The organism is Arthrobacter vasquezii, from assembly GCF_029455255.1.
Lineage (GTDB): Bacteria > Actinomycetota > Actinomycetes > Actinomycetales > Micrococcaceae > Arthrobacter_D > Arthrobacter_D parietis.
Map to the genome: position 1 here is coordinate 1 of NZ_JAROKN010000058.1, position 16,959 is coordinate 16,959.

Consider the following 16,959-nt stretch of genomic DNA (forward strand, 5'->3'; position numbering starts at 1 on the left):
CGGCCGCGGAGGTGCTGCCGGTGCGCGACTGCTGGGATCCTCGCGGCTTCGGAGCTCGCGGCTGTGAACCTCGCGGCGCTGTGGGGGAAGTACGAGTCGCCATACCCGCTACGCTACCGGACGGCGCCCGCCGTTCCCGGGATTAGCGCGCCCGTCAGGCTTCAAGCACAACCGGAATGATCATCGGGCGACGCCGGTAGCGGCGGTTTACCCAGGTCCCTACGACGCGGCGAACGACCTGCTGTAGCTGATGCGCTGTGTGGTCCTTGTTGCTCATGACAGCTTCTGCCAGTGCGGTGCTGATCCTGGGTTTGATGTCATCGAAGACGGAGTCATCCTCGGCGAATCCGCGCGCGTGGATGTCCGGACCGGAAACGATTGTCCCGGTGCTGCGGTTGACTACCGTGATGATCGAGATGAAGCCTTCCTCACCGAGGATGCGCCGGTCCTTCAGATCGGCATCGGTGATCTCGCCGATGCTGGAGCCGTCCACATAAACGTAGCCGCACTCGACTGCACCAACGATCCGGGCGACGCCGTCCGACAAATCCACCACTGAGCCGTCGTCGGTCTGGAGCACGTTTTCCGCCGGGACGCCCGTCTGGATTGCGAGTTTTCCGTTGGCTATAAGGTGGCGGGTTTCGCCGTGGACAGGCATGACGTTCTTCGGCTTGAGGATGTTGTAGCAGTAGAGCAATTCACCGGCAGCGGCGTGACCGGATACGTGTACCCGGGCATTGCCCTTGTGGATGACGTCGGCGCCCAGTTTGAGAAGTCCGTTGATGACACGGAAGACGGCGTTCTCATTTCCGGGGATGAGCGAGGAGGCAAGGATCACCGTATCTCCCTTTCCGACGGTGATCTGATGGTCCCCGTTGGCCATGCGTGAAAGCGCTGCCATCGGCTCACCCTGCGAGCCCGTGGACATCAGCACCACCCGGTCATCGGGAAGGCTATCCACGTTCTTGACGTCGACGAGGATTCCATCGGGTACGCGCAGGTATCCCAGCTTGGCGGCAATTGTCATGTTGCGCACCATGGAGCGCCCGGCAAAGCAGACGAACCGGCCGTGGGCCGCCGCCGCGTCGAGCACCTGCTGAACCCGGTGGATATGCGAGGAGAAGGACGCGACGATGACGCGCTTGCTCACCTGGCCGAAGAGCCGGTCCAATTCCGGACCAATCTCACGCTCGGCGGTGGTGAAGCCTGGAACATCGGCGTTGGTGGAGTCAACCATGAACAGGTCGACGCCCTCTTCTCCCAGCCGCGAGAATGCACGAAGGTCGGTGATACGACCGTCGAGCGGCAACTGATCCATCTTGAAATCGCCCGTGTGCAGGACAGTGCCGGCCGCAGTGCGGATAAAGACGGCAAGCGCGTCAGGGATGGAGTGGTTAACTGCAATGAACTCGCATTCGAAGGGCCCGAACTGCTCAATCTGGCCCTCGGCGACGGTGAGCGTGAACGGCTTGATCCGGTGTTCCTGGAGCTTCGCCTCGATCAATGCGAGCGTCAGCTGGGATCCAATCAGCGGGATGTCGTTCTTGAGACGCAGGAGGTACGGCACTGCACCGATGTGATCCTCGTGTCCGTGAGTAAGCACCAGGCCCACGATGTCATCCAGACGATCCTCGATGTAGGAGAAATCAGGCAGGATCAGGTCCACACCGGGCTGGGTCTCCTCCGGGAACAAGACTCCGCAGTCAACGATCAGCAGCTTCCCGCCGATCTCGAAGACCGCCATATTCCGGCCGATCTCACCGAGGCCGCCAAGCGGAACAATCCGAAGCGTTCCCTCGGCGAGCGGTGGAGGCGAAACGAGTGCGCTTCCTGCGGGTTCTGTCATGGATTGGCCTTTCAGATGCTATCGGGTAGTGCCCGCAGAGAAGTCCCAACCCGCTTCCGCGAGGTCGGTGAGTACCGGCTCCATTTCGACGGCGGTGGGCTCGACCAGCGGCAGCCTCACCACGGAGTTTGCCAGCACACCTTGCATCCGAAGGATGTGCTTGGCTGAAATTGCGCCGGGGATGTGCGTCATGACGGCACGTACAACGGGGTCAAGCTCGAAGTGGATCTTGCGCGCCATGGCGAGGTCACCGGCGGCCAGTGCGTCCACGAGGGACCGGAACTGAACCGTGGCGACGTGGGCGCTGACGCTGACGACGCCGACGGCCCCCGCTGCCATCCACGGCAGAGTCAGCCCATCGTCGCCGGCGTAGACATCCAGGGCAGTGTTGGCAAGCACACGCGTCACCGCTGCGTAGTCTGCTTTCGCATCTTTCAGTGCGAGAATCTTCGGGTTGTCCGCCAGTCGAATCATTGTTTCCGTGCTGATCGGGATCCCGGCCCGGCCCGGAATGTCATAGATCATGATGGGCAGGTCCGACGCAGCGGCAACGGCGTCGAAGTGCGCGAGGACGCCGGCCTGGGTTGGCTTGTTGTAGTAGGGGGTTACGACAAGCTGCGCATCCGCGCCGGCGCGCTGCGCGCGTTGCGCCATTTCGACGGAGTGCGAGGTGTGGTTGGTGCCGGTGCCGGCGATCACCTTTGCACGGCCGCCGACGGCTTCTGCGACCACGCGGAAAAGGTCTTCCTTTTCCTGGTCCTCCAGGGTGGATGTCTCACCGGTAGTACCCGATACGACGAGGCCGTCGCAGCCATCCTCGACAAGCCGGACAGCCAGGGCAGCCGTGGCATCGAAGTCCACAGCGCCGTCAGCGGTGAACGGTGTCACCATTGCCGTGACGAGGGAACCGAATGGGAGCGGGCGAATGTCGGAGGCAGCCATGGGTCAAACTTACCCGCTGCGGCAGGCGTGAGAACATTCCATCATGGCCATCACACAAACCCCGGGCCGGCTCAGCGGCATAGACGCGGCCAGGGGCATCGCCCTCTTCGGCATGATGTGCACCCACGTATTTCCGCTCTATGTGGAGGGGACCTCGGACGCGTCCTGGATAGGCGCCACCTTCTCCGGACGATCCTCGGCCCTGTTCGCGCTCGTCGCAGGAATAGGGTTGGCGTTGCTCAGCGGCGGTAGCAGGATGCACGACCGCGCCGGAATCTCCCGCGACCGGCGCGGAATCGCGGCTCGGGCCGTCGTGATCGCGATGGTCGGGCTGATGCTGGGCGGACTGGAAACCAACATCGCAGTGATCCTCTTCCATTACGGCATCCTGTTCCTGATGGCACTGCCGTTCATCGGGATGCCGTTGCGCAGGCTCTGCTGGTGGGCGGCCGGGTGGACCCTGATCTCTCCGGTGGCGGCTTTCCTCCTGCGCCCCTGGGTTGGAACCAATATCAATCCCTCCGACCTCGATGGCAACCCTGCGCTTGAGCATTTCGCCCAGCCCGCGACCCTGCTCGCGGACATCCTCGTGACCGGCTACTACCCGGCGCTCCAGTGGCTGAGCTACCTGCTCCTGGGCATCCTCATCGGCAGGCTGAACCTGAGGTCGTTCGGGGTGCAGGCCGGACTGCTTGTTGCGGGCGTCGGGCTCGCCGGATTGTCCAAGTTCGTCAGCGCCTTCCTGCTGGGACCGCTGGGTGGGCTGGCCGTCCTACTCGAAACTCCGCAGGGCCGGCGTTACGACATTGAGGCCATGCTCCCGGTGAGCCTTACCGGCATTGACCAGACCGGAACGTGGTGGTGGCTGGCGGTCAGCGCACCGCACTCCGGGACGCCGCTCGATCTGATGCATACCGCAGGAACGGCCGCCGCCGTCGTCGGGCTCTGCCTTATGGCGACCAGGCGGCTGCAGTGGCTGCTTCTGCCGCTCTCGGCTCCCGGCGCCATAACGCTGTCCCTGTACTCACTGCATATCTGGATCATGAGCATCGTCGACCAGCAGGAGATCCCGCTGGATCCGGCGCCGGTCTACTGGGCCCAGGCCGCTGTCTTCATTGCGATCGGGCTGCTGCTGCGGAAGCTGGGTGCCCGCGGTCCGCTGGAGTATGTGGCGGCCGGCGCAAGCGACGTTGCTCGGTCAGCAGGGGCTGTTTCGAGGCGTTAGTCACGCCGCCCTGCCGCGGAACAGTTTCGCAGCATGCCGCATGCTGCGGCGTGCACGGGTGCGGTCCCCTGCGGCGTCGTACGCGCATGAAAGCCGGAACCAGGAACGCCAGTCATCCGGGTTGGCCTCCGCGTCCGCCTGGTAGGCGGGGAACTGAGCGTCCGCTGCCTCACGTACGATCCGGCCGGCCGGTGTCCGGGGGAGGTCATCAACGGGCAGCCCTCCCTCCGTATGCAGCGCAGACGCCATCCGCTCGGTCTGGGCGCCGAAGGACAATTCACGAATCAACGCCCACGCCCCGATCAGCGGAAGCAGGAGGTACGCAACTCCCAAGGCTTTGGCCACCGGTTCGGGGTCCGTCAACAAAAGGACGCTCCGCTGGAGCGCCACAACCAGCCAGAACGCCAGCAGGACAGTGACGAAGACCACGCCTATTTTGACGCGATGTTGCTTCAGGAAGTCCAGTGCACCCATCACGCCTGCAGGTCCAGGTAGCCGTCCAGACCGACGGTCAGTCCGGGATGGGAACCCACTTCCCTGACGCCGAGCAGAACACCGGGCATGAAGGACTCACGGTGGAAGGAGTCGTGACGGATAGTCAGCTGCTCACCGACCCCACCGAACAGGACCTCCTGGTGCGCCACCAGCCCACGGAGCCGTACGGAGTGAACCCGGACGCCATCGACGTCGCAACCACGCGCGCCGTCCCTGGAGGTGCGGGTGGCGTCAGGGCTGGCGGCAAGACCGGCTTCGGCACGGGCTTCAGCGATGAGCACCGCTGTTCGCTCGGCTGTGCCGGACGGGGCGTCCACCTTGTTCGGGTGATGGAGTTCGATTACTTCGACCGACTCGAAATACTTGGCTGCCCGTGCAGCAAAGGCTGTGGCCAGCACGGATCCGAGGGCAAAATTGGGCGCGATCAACACGCCCACCTCCGGATTGAGCGCGAGCAGATCCTGCAGCCGGCCGAGCCGTTCAGAGTCCCAGCCGGTAGTGCCGACGACCGCGTGCATTCCATGTTCGACGGCGAAGGCAACGTTCTGTTCGGTGCTGTCCGGAACGGTGAGGTCAACAACTACCGCGGCGCCGGCCGCCACCAGTTCCTCAAGTGGGTCTTTCCTGCCAAGCGCCGCCACAAGATGCAGATCAGCGGCGGCCTCGATGGCCCGTACAGCCTCTGACCCCATGCGCCCGGACGCGCCGAGTACGGCAACGGCAAGAGGTTGTGTCATGGATTCAAGAGTAGTGTCAGCCATCCACTCCGACCCATTCCACGTCACCGTCTGCGAAGAACTGCTCCTTCCAGATCGGCGCTCGCGCCTTGACGGTATCAACCAGCTCGCTGCAGGCGGCGAAGGCTTCTCCACGGTGGCCGGAGGCAACGGCAGCGACGAGGGCCGGATCCCCAACCTCCAGCGGACCGATGCGGTGCGCCACCCAGATGCGTACGCCGTCGTACTTCTCGGCGATCTCCGCAGCGATGTCGGCAATCACACCGCCGGCGGACGGATGGGCACTGTAGCCCAGGCGGTCAACCTGCCTCCCGCCGTCGTGGTTGCGTACCACGCCGCCGAAGCCGACGACGGCACCGCAGTCAGCGGAACCGACGAGGGCCAGGGCATGGTTGAGGTCGAGCGGCTGCTCGGAAACTCCTGCGTGGAGAACGGTGCTAGTGCTCATGGCTTCCCTCCAGTTGTGCGCAGATGTGATCGAGGATGGGTTCCAGCACGTCCAGGCCGTCCTGGACTGCTTTCGGTGAACCCGGAAGATTGATGACGAAGGTGCCCTCCGAGACGCCCGCGTGACCGCGGCTCAACGCCGCCATGGGTGTCTTCGCAGCGCCGGCCCGGCGCACTGCTTCCATGATCCCCGGTAGGGATCGGGTAAGGAAGGGCTCGGTGAGCTCGGGGGTCACGTCATCGGCGCTGAGTCCGGTACCTCCGCTGGTGATGAGCACCGAAGGTTTCCCTGCGAGGCAGGCGGCCAGCGCTTCCCGTACGGCATCACCGTCCGGAACCACTTCGGCCAGCTGCACGGCATACCCTTTCCCGACCAGCCATCGCTGAATCAGGGGCCCGCACTCGTCCTGGTAGACGCCCGCCGCCGCGCGGGTCGACGCAATGATCAGCGCCGCGGTCCGTTGCTTGCTCATGCGACCCAGTCTCCGCTCTTGCCGCCTGATTTCGCCAACACCTGGATGTCCGTGATGACTGCGTGCTTATCTACGGCCTTGATCATGTCGTACAGCGTGAGGGCAGCAACTGACGCTGCTGTCAGCGCCTCCATCTCCACGCCGGTCACTGAAGTGGTTTTCACCGTTGCCTGAATAACGACGGCGGCACCTTCCGGTGCGAAGTCGACCGTCACCTTGCTCAACGGCAGCGGATGGCACAGCGGTATGAGCGCCGATGTCTGCTTCGCCGCCATGATCCCCGCTACCCGGGCCACAGCCAGTGCGTCGCCCTTCGGAAGATCCCCATCGGCAATCAGCGCAAGAACCTGCGGCGTTGTCCGCAGGATGCTCTGCGCGGTGGCCTGGCGGGCGGTGACCGCCTTCTCCGATACATCGACCATGTGTGCCGAGCCGTCCTCACGGACGTGTGTCAATCCGGAATCAGGTGTGGTCATGTCAGCGCCTCTCTAGTGGGATTGCCGGGATGGAGGGGTTGCGCGCCCTGGCGCAGTTCGCCCAGCAGCCACACGGCGACCGGCGTCCCCGCCTCCACCGTCCCCGTGCCAGCCGGCAGGTGTACGAGGGCGTTGGATGCAGCGAGGGCGTGCAGCAGGTGGGAGCCCGGCCCGCCAAGCAAGGTGACGTCTCCGATCCCCTCCCCCTGACCCGACCGGTCCGTATACAGGCCGCGACGGACCTGGTGCTTACCTTCGGGTGACTGAACGTCCTCGGTGAGCCGCGCCGGCAGGCAGACGCGGTTCCCCGGGAGCCCCGTCACCGTACCAAGTGCCGGGCGCAGGAACATTTCAAAGGAGACCAGTGCGCTTACCGGGTTGCCCGGGAATCCAAGGAACGGCACGCCGTTGATGGTGCCGATGGCCTGCGGCCCGCCCGGCTGCATCGCCACTGAAAGGAACTCCACGCTGCTGTCCGCCAGGGCCTGCTTCACAACCTCGTAGGCACCCTGGCTGATTCCTCCGGTACTGAGGATGAGGTTGACCTGCCCGCCGATGTTCTGGAGGGCGCCCCGCAGCTCCTCCGGATTGTCAGCCACCACACTGTGCCGCTGCACGTGCGCGCCCGCTTCCTCCAGCGCAGTCGTCAGCAGTGTGGTGTTGGCATCGAAGATCCGGCCGGGCGCCAGTTCGGTTCCGGGTTCCTGAACCTCGTCTCCGGTGCTAAGCAGCAGGACGCGGAACCGCGGGCGCACCGGCACCGTCGCCAGCCCGCAGGCCGCGAGGAGTCCTAGCTGGGAGGGTCCCAACAGGGTTCCGGCAACAAGCGCAGCGCTCCCCGCTTCGAGATCGCTGCCGGCACGCCGGATGAACGAGCCCGCCTGGGCCACGGGCAACTCGACGGTGAGGCCCTCCTCCCCGCAGTACTGCCCCGTGGTGGGAAACTGCGAGGGCACTGCGTTCTCGATAGGCACGACGGCGGCTGCACCTTCCGGAATCATGGCTCCCGTCATGATCGGAGCAGCGTGACCCGGCTCAAGTGCAACAGGTTCCGCACCAGCCGGCACCGGCGGCGCGACCGCAAGGTAGAGGGGCGCGCTCCCGTCCAGATCATCGCCGTGAACCGCGTAACCGTCCATCTGGGAGTTGTCGAACGGAGGCAGGTTCACCGGGGAGAGGAGGTCCTCGGCGAGCACCCGGCCACGGGCCGTTGCGAGCGGCAGTATTTCGGGCGCCCCGTCGGCGAAGGCGCTGCTGTAGCGCAGCAGCCCGAGCACGGCCTGCTGGTGTTCCTCTACTGATCGTGTCATTACGCCCCGTTGTATCAACCCGCCCTGACATTTGTGCTGCGGCATCACTGCCGCAGCTAACAGCCTAGCCGCGCGGGAGTGCAGGATGCGCCCGGAATGTGGACCGCTGATGGAGGCACCAAGGCGAAGGGCGTAACCTCGGACTATGGGAATCCCACTCGGCACACCGCGCATCGGCGCTCCGGCACCTGCTGACGGGCTGCTCGACTCCTACGGCCGCCGGGCCACGGACATGCGGCTCTCACTGACGGACAAGTGCAACCTTCGCTGTACCTACTGCATGCCCGCTGAAGGGCTGCAATGGCTGCAAAAAGACCAGGTGCTCTCCCGCGAAGAGATTGTGCGCCTTGTAGGAATCGGCGTCAATCGCCTGGGAATACGCGAGTTGCGTCTGACGGGAGGCGAGCCGCTGGTAAGGGCTGACCTGCTCGACATCATCGCGGAAATCCGGGCAAGCCACCCGGACCTGCCCATATCGCTCACCACCAACGCACTGGGCCTGGACAAAAAGGCGCAGCGGCTCAAGGATGCAGGCCTGACCCGCATCAACGTTTCAATGGACTCGCTCCACCCCGACACCTTCGCGCAGTTGACGCGTCGACCCTTCCTGGACCGGGTACTCCGGGGCATCGAAGCGGCTGCGGCGGTTGGGCTTGGCCTCGTGAAGATCAACGCAGTGCTGATGCGCGGCATCAATGACCATGAGGCGCCGGATCTGCTGGAGTGGGCAGTGTCCCGCGGCTTCGAGCTGCGGTTCATCGAGCAAATGCCCCTCGATGCCGATCACGGGTGGACCCGCGAGGGAATGATCACTGCAGCAGAAGTCCGTGAGCGGCTCAGCGAACGGTTCGTCCTCACCCCCGACCCACGAAACCGTGACGGCGCCCCCGCTGAACGGTGGGAGGTCCGCCGGGCGGAGGAGCCCAGCATCGTCGTTGGTACCGTAGGCGTCATCGCCTCCGTCACGGAGCCGTTCTGCGCGGATTGCCGGCGTACCCGCGTCACTGCCGAGGGCAAGATCATGAGCTGCCTTTTCTCCCACGAGGAGACTGACCTGAGGGACCTGCTCCGGTCAGACGCCGACGACGCCGCCATTGCCCTGCGCTGGCAGGAGGCTATGTGGGCCAAGCCCAAGGCGCACGGCATGGACCATACGGGACTCGGGGCTGCGGATTTCGTGCAGCCGGACCGTTCCATGAGCGCGATCGGCGGCTGAGATGCTGGTGAGATACTTCGGCGCGGCACAGGCTGCCGCCGGCGTCCCTGAAGAGCGCCTTGAACTGGACGGCGCTTCCCTGGAGGAGGCGCTCGGAGAAATACGTTCGCTGCATCCCGCTGGCGAACCATCCATGGCCCGCGTACTCGATCGAAGCAGCTTCCTGCTCAACGAAGTGGCGCTACGCGACCGCAACGCGCCCATCCGGCGCGGCGATGTGCTCGACATCCTGCCGCCGTTCGCCGGAGGTTAGGGCGGCAGGATACTGAGCAGGTTACAGTCCCAGCTCGGCTTCGCTGTCGAACGGACCGACAACCGTGATGGTGCGCGGAGCGTCCGCCAGTTGCCGGGCAAGGTCCTGCACCTGCGCGGCAGTAACGGCCCTCACACGCTCAAGAGTCAGATCCAGCCCGAGGAACTCGCCGCTGACCAATTCCGCGCGGCCGAGCCTGGACATCCGGGAACCGCTGTCCTCGAGGGACAGGACCATTCCCCCGGACAACTGCCCCACGGCGCGCCGCAACTCCTCATCACTGACCGGCTCCGACGCCAGACGCTCCAGCTCTGCGCTGAGCAGGCTGATGACCTGGCCGGTCTTGGCCGGGCTGCAACCCGCGTACATCGCGAAGTAACCGGCGTCGGCATACGACGCTGAGAAGGAGTAGGTCGAGTACGCAAGTCCGCGCTTCTCGCGGATCTCCTGGAAGAGCCGGGAGGACATTCCTCCACCGAGCACCGCGTTGAGCACGCTCATCACGAACCGCCGGTCATCAGTGGAAATCAGTGCCGGGCACCCGACCAGGACGTTGGCCTGCTCGACGGCGCGGCGGATAACCTGCACTCCCCCGGATTCTTCGAGGACGGCCGGAACCGGCACGCGCCTCGGCACCGGCGCCGCATCGTCCGCAAGTTCCCACCCGGCCCGTTGCAGGGCTTGAACGACGAGCGCGCAGACAACCTCATGGTCGAGCCCGCCGGCAGCCGTGACCACAAGCTCCTCCGGGCGGTAATAGCGGTGATAGTGCTGCAGCACCGATTCCCGCGCGACCTCCTTGATGGCCTCAGGGGTGCCGCCGATGGGGCGACCGAGCGGATGGGAGCCCAGTACCGCTTCCACGAACTTCTCGTGCGCAACGTCGGATGGATCATCGCTGTCCATGGCGATTTCTTCCAGAATGACGTGCCGTTCCTGCTCGAGTTCCTCAGGGTCGATGACAGCCGAGGTCACCATGTCGGCGATGACGTCGATAGCCATGGGCAGGTCGGTGTCGAGGACCCTGGCGTAGTAGCAGGTGTTCTCCTTCGCAGTCGCTGCGTTGGATTCTCCGCCCACTTCATCGAAGGCCGCCGCGATGTCCAGCGCGGTCCGCCGCTTCGTTCCCTTGAAGAGCAGGTGCTCAAGGAAGTGTGTGGACCCGTGCTCGCCGTCCGCCTCATCCCGGGATCCGACTCCCACCCAAAAACCGATGCTTGCCGATCGCTGGCCCGGCATGGCCTCCGTGAGCACACGCACCCCTCCCGGAAGTACGGAGCGACGGACTACTGCTCCTCCGGAGGTTCCAGCAACGAGCATGGACTTGCTGTCCGGTCCGCTCGGTGTCAATGGCAACAGCACGGGTGTGCCCTGTCCTGTTTCAGTCATTCATTCTCTCCTCAACGCCAGCGGCTCCGCGGCGAACATAAGTTTCGCCGCGGAGCCGCCGGTTTGTACTTTGAGCGTGAGCCCAACAGTTGGTTGTTGGCGCCTAGTTGTTGTCGTCGCCCTCAGCGGAATCCTGTGCGTTTGAATTCGGAGCATTGTCCGAATCCGCTTCGCCGGCTTCCTCTGCAACTACAGGCGAGAGGGAGAGCTTGCCGCGGTCATCGATCTTGGTGATCTCGACCTGGACCTTCTGGCCCACGGAGACGACGTCATCGACGTTATCCACCCGCTTGCCGCCGGCGAGCTTACGCAGCTCCGAGATGTGGAGCAGGCCGTCCTTGCCCGGCGTGAGCGAGACAAACGCACCGAAGGTGGTGGTCTTGACAACCGTGCCCACGTAACGCTCGCCGATTTCGGGGACCTGCGGGTTGGCGATGGCGTTCACAGCTGCCCGCGCCGCCTCGGCGGAGGATCCGTCCGTGGCCCCGATCAGGACCGTGCCGTCATCTTCGATCGAGATGTCCGCGCCGGTATCTTCCTGGATCTGGTTGATCATCTTGCCCTTGGGACCGATGACCTCGCCGATCTTGTCAACAGGGATCTTCACCGAAATGATGCGCGGCGCGAATTCCGACAGTTCATCCGGGGTGTCGATTGCTGCCTCAAGCACACCGAGGATGTGCAGGCGCGCTTCCCGGGCCTGCTTCAGCGCTGCGGCGAGCACCGATGCGGGAATCCCGTCAAGCTTGGTGTCCAACTGGATGGCAGTGACGAATTCCGAGGTACCTGCAACCTTGAAGTCCATATCTCCGAAGGCGTCTTCCGCACCCAGGATGTCGGTCAGCGCAGCGTAGCGGGTCTGTCCGTCAACCTCATCGGATACAAGACCCATGGCGATGCCGGCAACCGGAGCCTTCAGCGGCACACCGGCATTGAGCAGAGACAGCGTCGAAGCGCAGACCGAACCCATCGAGGTGGAGCCGTTGGAGCTGAGGGCCTCGGAAACCTGGCGGATGGCGTAAGGGAACTCCTCCCGGCTCGGAAGCACTGGAACGAGCGCACGCTCGGCAAGTGCACCGTGGCCGATCTCGCGGCGCTTCGGGGAACCGACGCGGCCGGTCTCACCGGTGGAGTACGGCGGGAAGTTGTAGTTGTGCATGTAGCGCTTGCGCGTAACCGGCGACAGCGAGTCGATCTGCTGTTCCATCTTGAGCATGTTCAGCGTAGTGACACCCATGATCTGGGTCTCGCCACGCTCGAAGATAGCCGATCCGTGCACGCGGGGAAGGACCTCGACCTCGGCGGTGAGCTTGCGGATGTCACTCAGGCCGCGGCCGTCGATGCGGACCTGGTCGCGGAGAATACGCTGGCGGACAACCTTCTTGGTGACCGAGTTGAAGGCACCCGCGATTTCCTTCTCGCGGCCTTCGAACTGACCGGAGAGGGATTCGATGGTTTCCGTGCGGTAGGCGTTGGCGGTCTCTTCGCGCTCCTGCTTGTCAGCAATCGTGAAGATCTCCGCCAGGCGTGAACCGGCAGCACCCTCAACGGCAGCGAAGACGTCGTCCTGGTAATCCTTGAACACGGGGAATTCAACGGTCGGCTTTGCCGCCCGGCCTGCGAGGTCAGCCTGAGCTTCGCACAATGCGCGGATGAAGGGCTTTGCAGCCTCGAGGCCGTCAGCGACAACCTCCTCGGTAGGTGCGGTAGCGCCGTCGTCCTTGATGAGCGACCAGGAGTTGTCGGTAGCTTCGGCCTCGACCATCATGATGGCAACGTCGTCACCGACGACACGTCCGGCTACGACCATGTCGAAGACGGAGTTCTGGAGCTCGGAGTGCTTCGGGAAGGCGATCCACTGGTCTTCGCCGGAGCCATCGGACACGAGCGCAACGCGTACGCCGCCGATCGGCCCGGAGAACGGCAGACCCGAAAGCTGCGTGGACATTGACGCAGCGTTGATCGCGACGACGTCATAGCGGACGTCCGGGTTGATGGCCAGCACCGTAACGACGATCTGGACCTCGTTGCGCAGACCCTTGACGAAAGCGGGACGCAGCGGACGGTCCATCAGGCGGCAGGCGAGGATGGCTTCGGTGGACGGGCGGCCTTCACGGCGGAAGAACGAGCCCGGGATGCGGCCGGCCGCGTACATACGCTCCTCGACGTCCACGGTCAGCGGGAAGAAATCAAAGCCCTCACGCGGAGATTTTCCGGCGGTAGTGGCGGAGAGGAGCGCGGTGTCCTCGTCGATGTAAACCATGGCAGCGCCTGCGGCCTGCTGGGCGACGCGCCCGGTTTCGAAGCGAACAGTGCGCTGGCCGAACCGCCCGTTGTCAATGACGGCTTCGGCGAACTGGATTTCGGGACCCTCCAAGAGAGTCACCTCCGTTTCTTTGGTGGCGGAGGCAGGCGGCGTTTTGCTGATCAACGCCGTTAGGACGGGTTGTGGCACCCGGTCTTCGATCGAGGTCCACGGGAAATCCATCACACGATGGTTTCCCGGAGACCACTACCGAGGACCGCGAATGCCTGCGTGTCCGCCTGGCTCCTGGTTATGAACTTCGTACTTCTTTGCATCCGCGCTGCGAATGCGGCCTTCAAGGGCACCGAGAGGAACCCATAAAGATTGAAGGCGGCCCCTTCCCGAAGGAAGGCGCCGCCTCACAGTCTAACGCTTCGCACCTTCCCCGAACTCGCTTCGCTCGCCCGGGGACCCCGCGTTTGCTTGCTTAGCGGCGCAGGCCGAGGCGCTCGATGAGCGTACGGTAGCGCGTGATGTCGGTGTCGCGCAGGTAATCCAGCAGACGACGACGGCGACCCACCAGCAGCAGCAGGCCACGACGGGTGTGGTGGTCATGCTTGTGCATCTTGAGGTGTTCGGTCAGGTCGAGAATGCGGCGGGAAAGCATTGCAATCTGCACCTCGGGCGAACCGGTGTCGCCCTCGGAAGTTGCGTACTGCTTGATGATTTCCTGCTTCAGAGCGGCGTCAAGTGCCACAAATAACTCCTATGAGTTGTACCGTGAACAAAGTAGATGCCGGTTCCCCTCGCAAGCGAGCGGAACTCCGGCGGTGGCCCAGCAACCACGGACTGCAGCAGGACCGCAGTCAACTTTACCCGTACGTGCGCTGTTCTGTCGAAAGCACAGTGCGGGTCTGGTTGACGTCCAGCCGCATCTGCTCGATCAACGCTTCCGGCCCGCGGTAGGCAACCATTCCGCGAAGTCTTCGGACAAATTCCACGATGACCGTCTGCCCGTACAGGTCGAAGACGTCAACTTCCTCCTGGGGTCTGTCGATGACGTGAGCCTCGACCTGTCTGCTGACTCCCTCGAACGTCGGGTTGGACCCAACGGAGATCGCGGCGGGCCAGCGGACCTGGCTGCTGTCAATGAGCCAGCCGGCGTAAATTCCGTCTGCGGGGATGAAACCGGTTGAGTCCGGCGACAGGTTTGCCGTCGGAAACCCAAGCGCCCGCCCGCGCGCCGCGCCGTGAACTACAACGCCGCGCATGCGGTGCGGCCGGCCCAGGATGCGGGCGGCAGTGGTGACATCGCCGTCGACCAAAGCCTCACGCACCCAGGTCGAGGAACAGCGTCGTTCCCCGGCTGCCGCCGTCGTGCTCTGCAGGCTGGAGCCGTAGTCATCGATGACAATCACGTCAAAACCCAGTTGCCCGCCGAGTGTCCGCATGGTGGAGAGGTCACCGGAATTGCCGCGTCCGAACCGCACGTCATGACCAATGACGACCGCTTTCGCCCGCAGTCCGTCTACCAGGACGGATTGGACGAACTCCTCCGGGGTGAGTGCGGCAAGCTCGAGGGTGTAGTGCATCATCAGCAGGCCGTCGATGCCGGTGTCGGCAAGGGTTTCCACCCTGTCCTGCAGGCCCATAATGAGTTCCGGAGCACTTTCCGGGCGGTGCACCTGCGCGGGATGCGGCTCAAAGGAGATGACGACGGCGGCTGCGTCGCGTTCCCGGGCGGCGGCAACAAGCTGCCCCAGCACGCTCTGGTGGCCTCGGTGCACGCCGTCGAAGTTTCCGATGGTGATAACTGCGGGACCGAAACCTTCCGGCACGTCGGCCAGGTCTCTCCAGTAGAACACGCATCTCCCTTTAGCGGTTGGACGGGCAGCAGGAGCCCTTCGTCGTTCCTCTCATTATGGCCGATGGTTGCGGGCGGTCTCGACGTCGCGCCAGTGGAACTGTCACTGTTCCTCCACATCGCCGTCCGATCAGGCCACTTGCGCACATAGCCGGCTCAGTCCCGTTCAGTGTTGTTTGGAAGGACCAGTGTTGGTTCCTGTGCGCTGCTCTGCCGGCTTCGGCGCCGCCCTGAAACCTGCGATCTGGAGGACATCCGTGCAACTTTTCTCATCTCTTTTCCTGCGTTTGCGCTTGCTGCCGGCGGGTGGTCTCGTGCTACTCATCGCGGTGCTCCTCCTGGTTCCGCAGGTCCCGCCGTCGCAGGCCGCTCCGGCCGGATCAGACTGGTCCCGGGCTGCCGGCATACACGCGGCCGAGCATTTCGTAGGCCAATACAGGGATGCCGGCGGCCAGGTGGCCTACTGCACCGACTTCGAACGGCTGTCCCCGGAAAACTCCGGCGGCTACGGTGACGGCAAATCAGGTGGCTTTGTGCGCAGCGACGGCAGTGCGCTAAGTACGGCGGAGAATGCGGCGCTGTCCTACCTGCTGCACCGGTGGGGCGCTACGGCCGATGATGCCACGGCGGCCTCTGTTCAGTTGGCTGTCTGGGCGCTTACCTCACCCGGGATGTCCTGGGATTCCCCGGGCATGAACGACATCCTCAGGGCCGAACAACTGCCGGCTGATGTAGTGGAACGAGCCCGCTCCATGACCAGGACGGCGTTCAACGAAGCTGGTCCTTACGCAGTCCATATCGATCTTGACGCTACGGACGCAGGAACCGTCTCCGCGGTGATCGAGGTGCTAGGAGCCAATGGGCAACCGGCCACCGGGCTGGGCGCAGCCGCGAAGCTGACTGGACCGTTCGTCCTTGCGGAAACCGCCGCATCGACCTGGACGACCGGAGAAGAGGCACACCGCCTCATGCTTCAGAGGACGGGATTGGGCAGTGGATCCATCACGGTGACCGTCCCACGGACGCCCGCGGCGGGAGTCCAGTGGCTGGCCCCTTCCAGCAGTAAAGTACAGCGGCTGCTGTTCGCCTCAGTGCTGGAACCGCGCGACGCGGCGGCAGCGGTGGCAGACCTCCCCGCCTTCCAGCCTGCCGTAGCAACGAGGACCTCGGCTGCCCGAACACACCCAGGCGCATCCATCCATGATGTGCTCACCGTAGGCAGCGCCCCTCCTGCCGCGGGCAGTTCGGCTGAGCCCGCTCCGTGGCTGTCGGTGCCCGGCAGCGACTCGCCGGTATCCGTGGAGGTGGTCTCCACACTGTGGGGACCACTCGACGCTGAACCCGTCCTGCAGGAAGCCGTACCGGAGGGTACGCCGCGCGTTGGCGAGGTCACCACGCGGGTGGCGGGGCCGGGCACGTACAGCACCGCTGACCTCGTCGTTCCCTCACCCGGGTGGTACGTCTGGACCGAGTCAATTTCCCCTGAGAGCGTGCTCCCGGCGGAGGCGGCCCCCTATGTCCTCGGTTGGCAGGGACAGTTCGGGATCGCGGCTGAGACAACCTTTGTGCCCTGGGCACCGAACATTCGCACGCAGCTGTCGGCGGGCGATGCCTTCCTGGGCGACCAGGTCACCGATGCTGTGGTTGGAGAGGGATTCGGCCCATCTGCACAGGGATCAGGCAGCACGATCACATTGACGATGTATGGCCCGCTCGCAGAATTGCCCTCGCCCACCACCGAGATTCCTGCGGATCCACCGCTGCACTCCCAGACCTCTGTGCCCGCGGTAAACGGGAGCCAGTCCAGTGAACCGTTCGCCGCCTTCACGCAGCCCGGCTGCTATACCGTCGTGGCAACCTACCCCGGCGACGAGCACACAGATCCATTCACCTCCGCGTTTGGGGAGCCGTCTGAAACGGTGTGCGTTCAAGCGCCGGCCCCTACACAATCCCCTGCCCCTGACACGAAGGAGACCCCCGGGACTCCGGCCGCTGACGACGGCCCCGCTGCGCAGGCTGCTCCGCCGCACCGCCCCGAGCT

16 protein-coding genes are annotated in these 16,959 nt (G+C 64.5%); 4 read left to right on the top strand and 12 right to left on the bottom strand.

Annotated elements, in window-relative coordinates; all coding sequences use genetic code 11:
* Positions 1–154: 154 nt before the first annotated feature.
* The gene (locus P4U43_RS15025; RefSeq protein WP_277359461.1) at positions 155–1,846 is read right to left on the bottom strand and encodes a ribonuclease J; all 1,692 of its coding nucleotides are present in this window, start codon (positions 1,844–1,846) and stop codon (positions 155–157) included.
* Positions 1,847–1,864: 18 nt separating this feature from the next.
* Positions 1,865–2,788, bottom strand: coding sequence for a 4-hydroxy-tetrahydrodipicolinate synthase (gene dapA / locus P4U43_RS15030; RefSeq protein ID WP_277359462.1), 924 nt, complete (start codon positions 2,786–2,788; stop codon positions 1,865–1,867).
* A 43-nt stretch (positions 2,789–2,831) separates the two neighbouring features.
* On the opposite strand from dapA, the gene P4U43_RS15035 reads away from it, so the two are divergent.
* Positions 2,832–4,013 (top strand): heparan-alpha-glucosaminide N-acetyltransferase domain-containing protein, encoded by a 1,182-nt coding sequence (locus P4U43_RS15035; RefSeq protein ID WP_277359463.1) that lies wholly within the window; start codon positions 2,832–2,834, stop codon positions 4,011–4,013.
* On the opposite strand, the gene P4U43_RS15040 is transcribed toward P4U43_RS15035, so the two are convergent.
* The 6 genes from P4U43_RS15040 to P4U43_RS15065 are packed head-to-tail and all read right to left on the bottom strand — an operon-like array spanning position 4,014 to position 7,951.
* Positions 4,014–4,487 carry a hypothetical protein gene (locus P4U43_RS15040; protein WP_277359464.1) on the bottom strand — a complete coding sequence of 158 codons (474 nt, stop codon included), beginning with the start codon at positions 4,485–4,487 and terminating at the stop codon, positions 4,014–4,016.
* On the bottom strand, positions 4,487–5,245 hold the full coding sequence (dapB, locus tag P4U43_RS15045; protein ID WP_277359465.1) for a 4-hydroxy-tetrahydrodipicolinate reductase: 759 nt from the start codon (positions 5,243–5,245) through the stop codon (positions 4,487–4,489). The genes P4U43_RS15040 and dapB overlap by 1 nt, the downstream gene beginning before the upstream one ends.
* Before the next feature lie 16 nt (positions 5,246–5,261).
* Positions 5,262–5,693, bottom strand: coding sequence for a molybdenum cofactor biosynthesis protein MoaE (locus P4U43_RS15050; RefSeq protein ID WP_277359466.1), 432 nt, complete (start codon positions 5,691–5,693; stop codon positions 5,262–5,264).
* The gene (locus tag P4U43_RS15055) at positions 5,683–6,165 is read right to left on the bottom strand and encodes a MogA/MoaB family molybdenum cofactor biosynthesis protein (protein ID WP_277359467.1); all 483 of its coding nucleotides are present in this window, start codon (positions 6,163–6,165) and stop codon (positions 5,683–5,685) included. The genes P4U43_RS15050 and P4U43_RS15055 overlap by 11 nt, the downstream gene beginning before the upstream one ends.
* Positions 6,162–6,641: a cyclic pyranopterin monophosphate synthase MoaC gene (gene moaC / locus P4U43_RS15060; protein ID WP_277359468.1), complete on the bottom strand. Its 480-nt coding sequence runs from the start codon at positions 6,639–6,641 to the stop codon at positions 6,162–6,164. Before moaC ends, P4U43_RS15055 begins: the two co-directional genes overlap by 4 nt.
* The gene (locus tag P4U43_RS15065; protein WP_277359469.1) at positions 6,638–7,951 is read right to left on the bottom strand and encodes a molybdopterin molybdotransferase MoeA; all 1,314 of its coding nucleotides are present in this window, start codon (positions 7,949–7,951) and stop codon (positions 6,638–6,640) included. Before P4U43_RS15065 ends, moaC begins: the two co-directional genes overlap by 4 nt.
* A 145-nt stretch (positions 7,952–8,096) precedes the next feature.
* On the opposite strand from P4U43_RS15065, the gene moaA reads away from it, so the two are divergent.
* Both moaA and P4U43_RS15075 read left to right on the top strand, forming a co-directional pair.
* Positions 8,097–9,167: a GTP 3',8-cyclase MoaA gene (gene moaA, locus P4U43_RS15070; protein ID WP_277359470.1), complete on the top strand. Its 1,071-nt coding sequence runs from the start codon at positions 8,097–8,099 to the stop codon at positions 9,165–9,167.
* A gap of 1 nt (position 9,168) precedes the next feature.
* Complete coding sequence (locus tag P4U43_RS15075; protein ID WP_277359471.1) at positions 9,169–9,420, top strand: MoaD/ThiS family protein; 252 nt, start codon at positions 9,169–9,171, stop codon at positions 9,418–9,420.
* Between the two features lie 21 nt (positions 9,421–9,441).
* Here P4U43_RS15075 and P4U43_RS15080 read toward each other — a convergent pair whose 3' ends face one another.
* The 4 genes from P4U43_RS15080 to P4U43_RS15095 form a co-directional block, all read right to left on the bottom strand.
* Entirely contained in the window at positions 9,442–10,809 is a 1,368-nt protein-coding gene (locus P4U43_RS15080; protein WP_404800753.1) for a M16 family metallopeptidase, read from the bottom strand.
* Between the two features lie 103 nt (positions 10,810–10,912).
* Positions 10,913–13,186, bottom strand: a complete 2,274-nt coding sequence (locus tag P4U43_RS15085) for a polyribonucleotide nucleotidyltransferase (RefSeq protein ID WP_277359474.1) — start codon at positions 13,184–13,186, stop codon at positions 10,913–10,915.
* A 355-nt stretch (positions 13,187–13,541) separates the two neighbouring features.
* Entirely contained in the window at positions 13,542–13,811 is a 270-nt protein-coding gene (rpsO, locus tag P4U43_RS15090) for a 30S ribosomal protein S15 (protein WP_056548475.1), read from the bottom strand.
* Between the two features lie 115 nt (positions 13,812–13,926).
* Positions 13,927–14,919 (bottom strand): bifunctional riboflavin kinase/FAD synthetase, encoded by a 993-nt coding sequence (locus P4U43_RS15095; RefSeq protein ID WP_056548476.1) that lies wholly within the window; start codon positions 14,917–14,919, stop codon positions 13,927–13,929.
* 256 nt (positions 14,920–15,175) lie between these two features.
* Between P4U43_RS15095 and P4U43_RS15100 the strand changes: the two genes are divergently transcribed.
* A partial coding sequence (locus P4U43_RS15100) for a hypothetical protein (RefSeq protein ID WP_277359472.1) occupies positions 15,176–16,959 on the top strand: 1,784 nt, incomplete at its 3' end.

Excerpts from the sequence above, each read along its gene's own strand:
- P4U43_RS15025 (WP_277359461.1), bottom strand. The coding sequence starts at position 1,846 with ATGACAGAACCCGCAGGAAGCGCACTCGTTTCGCCTCCACCGCTCGCC.
- dapA (WP_277359462.1), bottom strand. The coding sequence starts at position 2,788 with ATGGCTGCCTCCGACATTCGCCCGCTCCCATTCGGTTCCCTCGTCACG.
- P4U43_RS15035 (WP_277359463.1), top strand. The coding sequence starts at position 2,832 with ATGGCCATCACACAAACCCCGGGCCGGCTCAGCGGCATAGACGCGGCC.
- P4U43_RS15040 (WP_277359464.1), bottom strand. The coding sequence starts at position 4,487 with ATGGGTGCACTGGACTTCCTGAAGCAACATCGCGTCAAAATAGGCGTG.
- dapB (WP_277359465.1), bottom strand. The coding sequence starts at position 5,245 with ATGACACAACCTCTTGCCGTTGCCGTACTCGGCGCGTCCGGGCGCATG.
- P4U43_RS15050 (WP_277359466.1), bottom strand. The coding sequence starts at position 5,693 with ATGAGCACTAGCACCGTTCTCCACGCAGGAGTTTCCGAGCAGCCGCTC.
- P4U43_RS15055 (WP_277359467.1), bottom strand. The coding sequence starts at position 6,165 with ATGAGCAAGCAACGGACCGCGGCGCTGATCATTGCGTCGACCCGCGCG.
- moaC (WP_277359468.1), bottom strand. The coding sequence starts at position 6,641 with ATGACCACACCTGATTCCGGATTGACACACGTCCGTGAGGACGGCTCG.
- P4U43_RS15065 (WP_277359469.1), bottom strand. The coding sequence starts at position 7,951 with ATGACACGATCAGTAGAGGAACACCAGCAGGCCGTGCTCGGGCTGCTG.
- moaA (WP_277359470.1), top strand. The coding sequence starts at position 8,097 with ATGGGAATCCCACTCGGCACACCGCGCATCGGCGCTCCGGCACCTGCT.
- P4U43_RS15075 (WP_277359471.1), top strand. The coding sequence starts at position 9,169 with ATGCTGGTGAGATACTTCGGCGCGGCACAGGCTGCCGCCGGCGTCCCT.
- P4U43_RS15080 (WP_404800753.1), bottom strand. The coding sequence starts at position 10,809 with ATGACTGAAACAGGACAGGGCACACCCGTGCTGTTGCCATTGACACCG.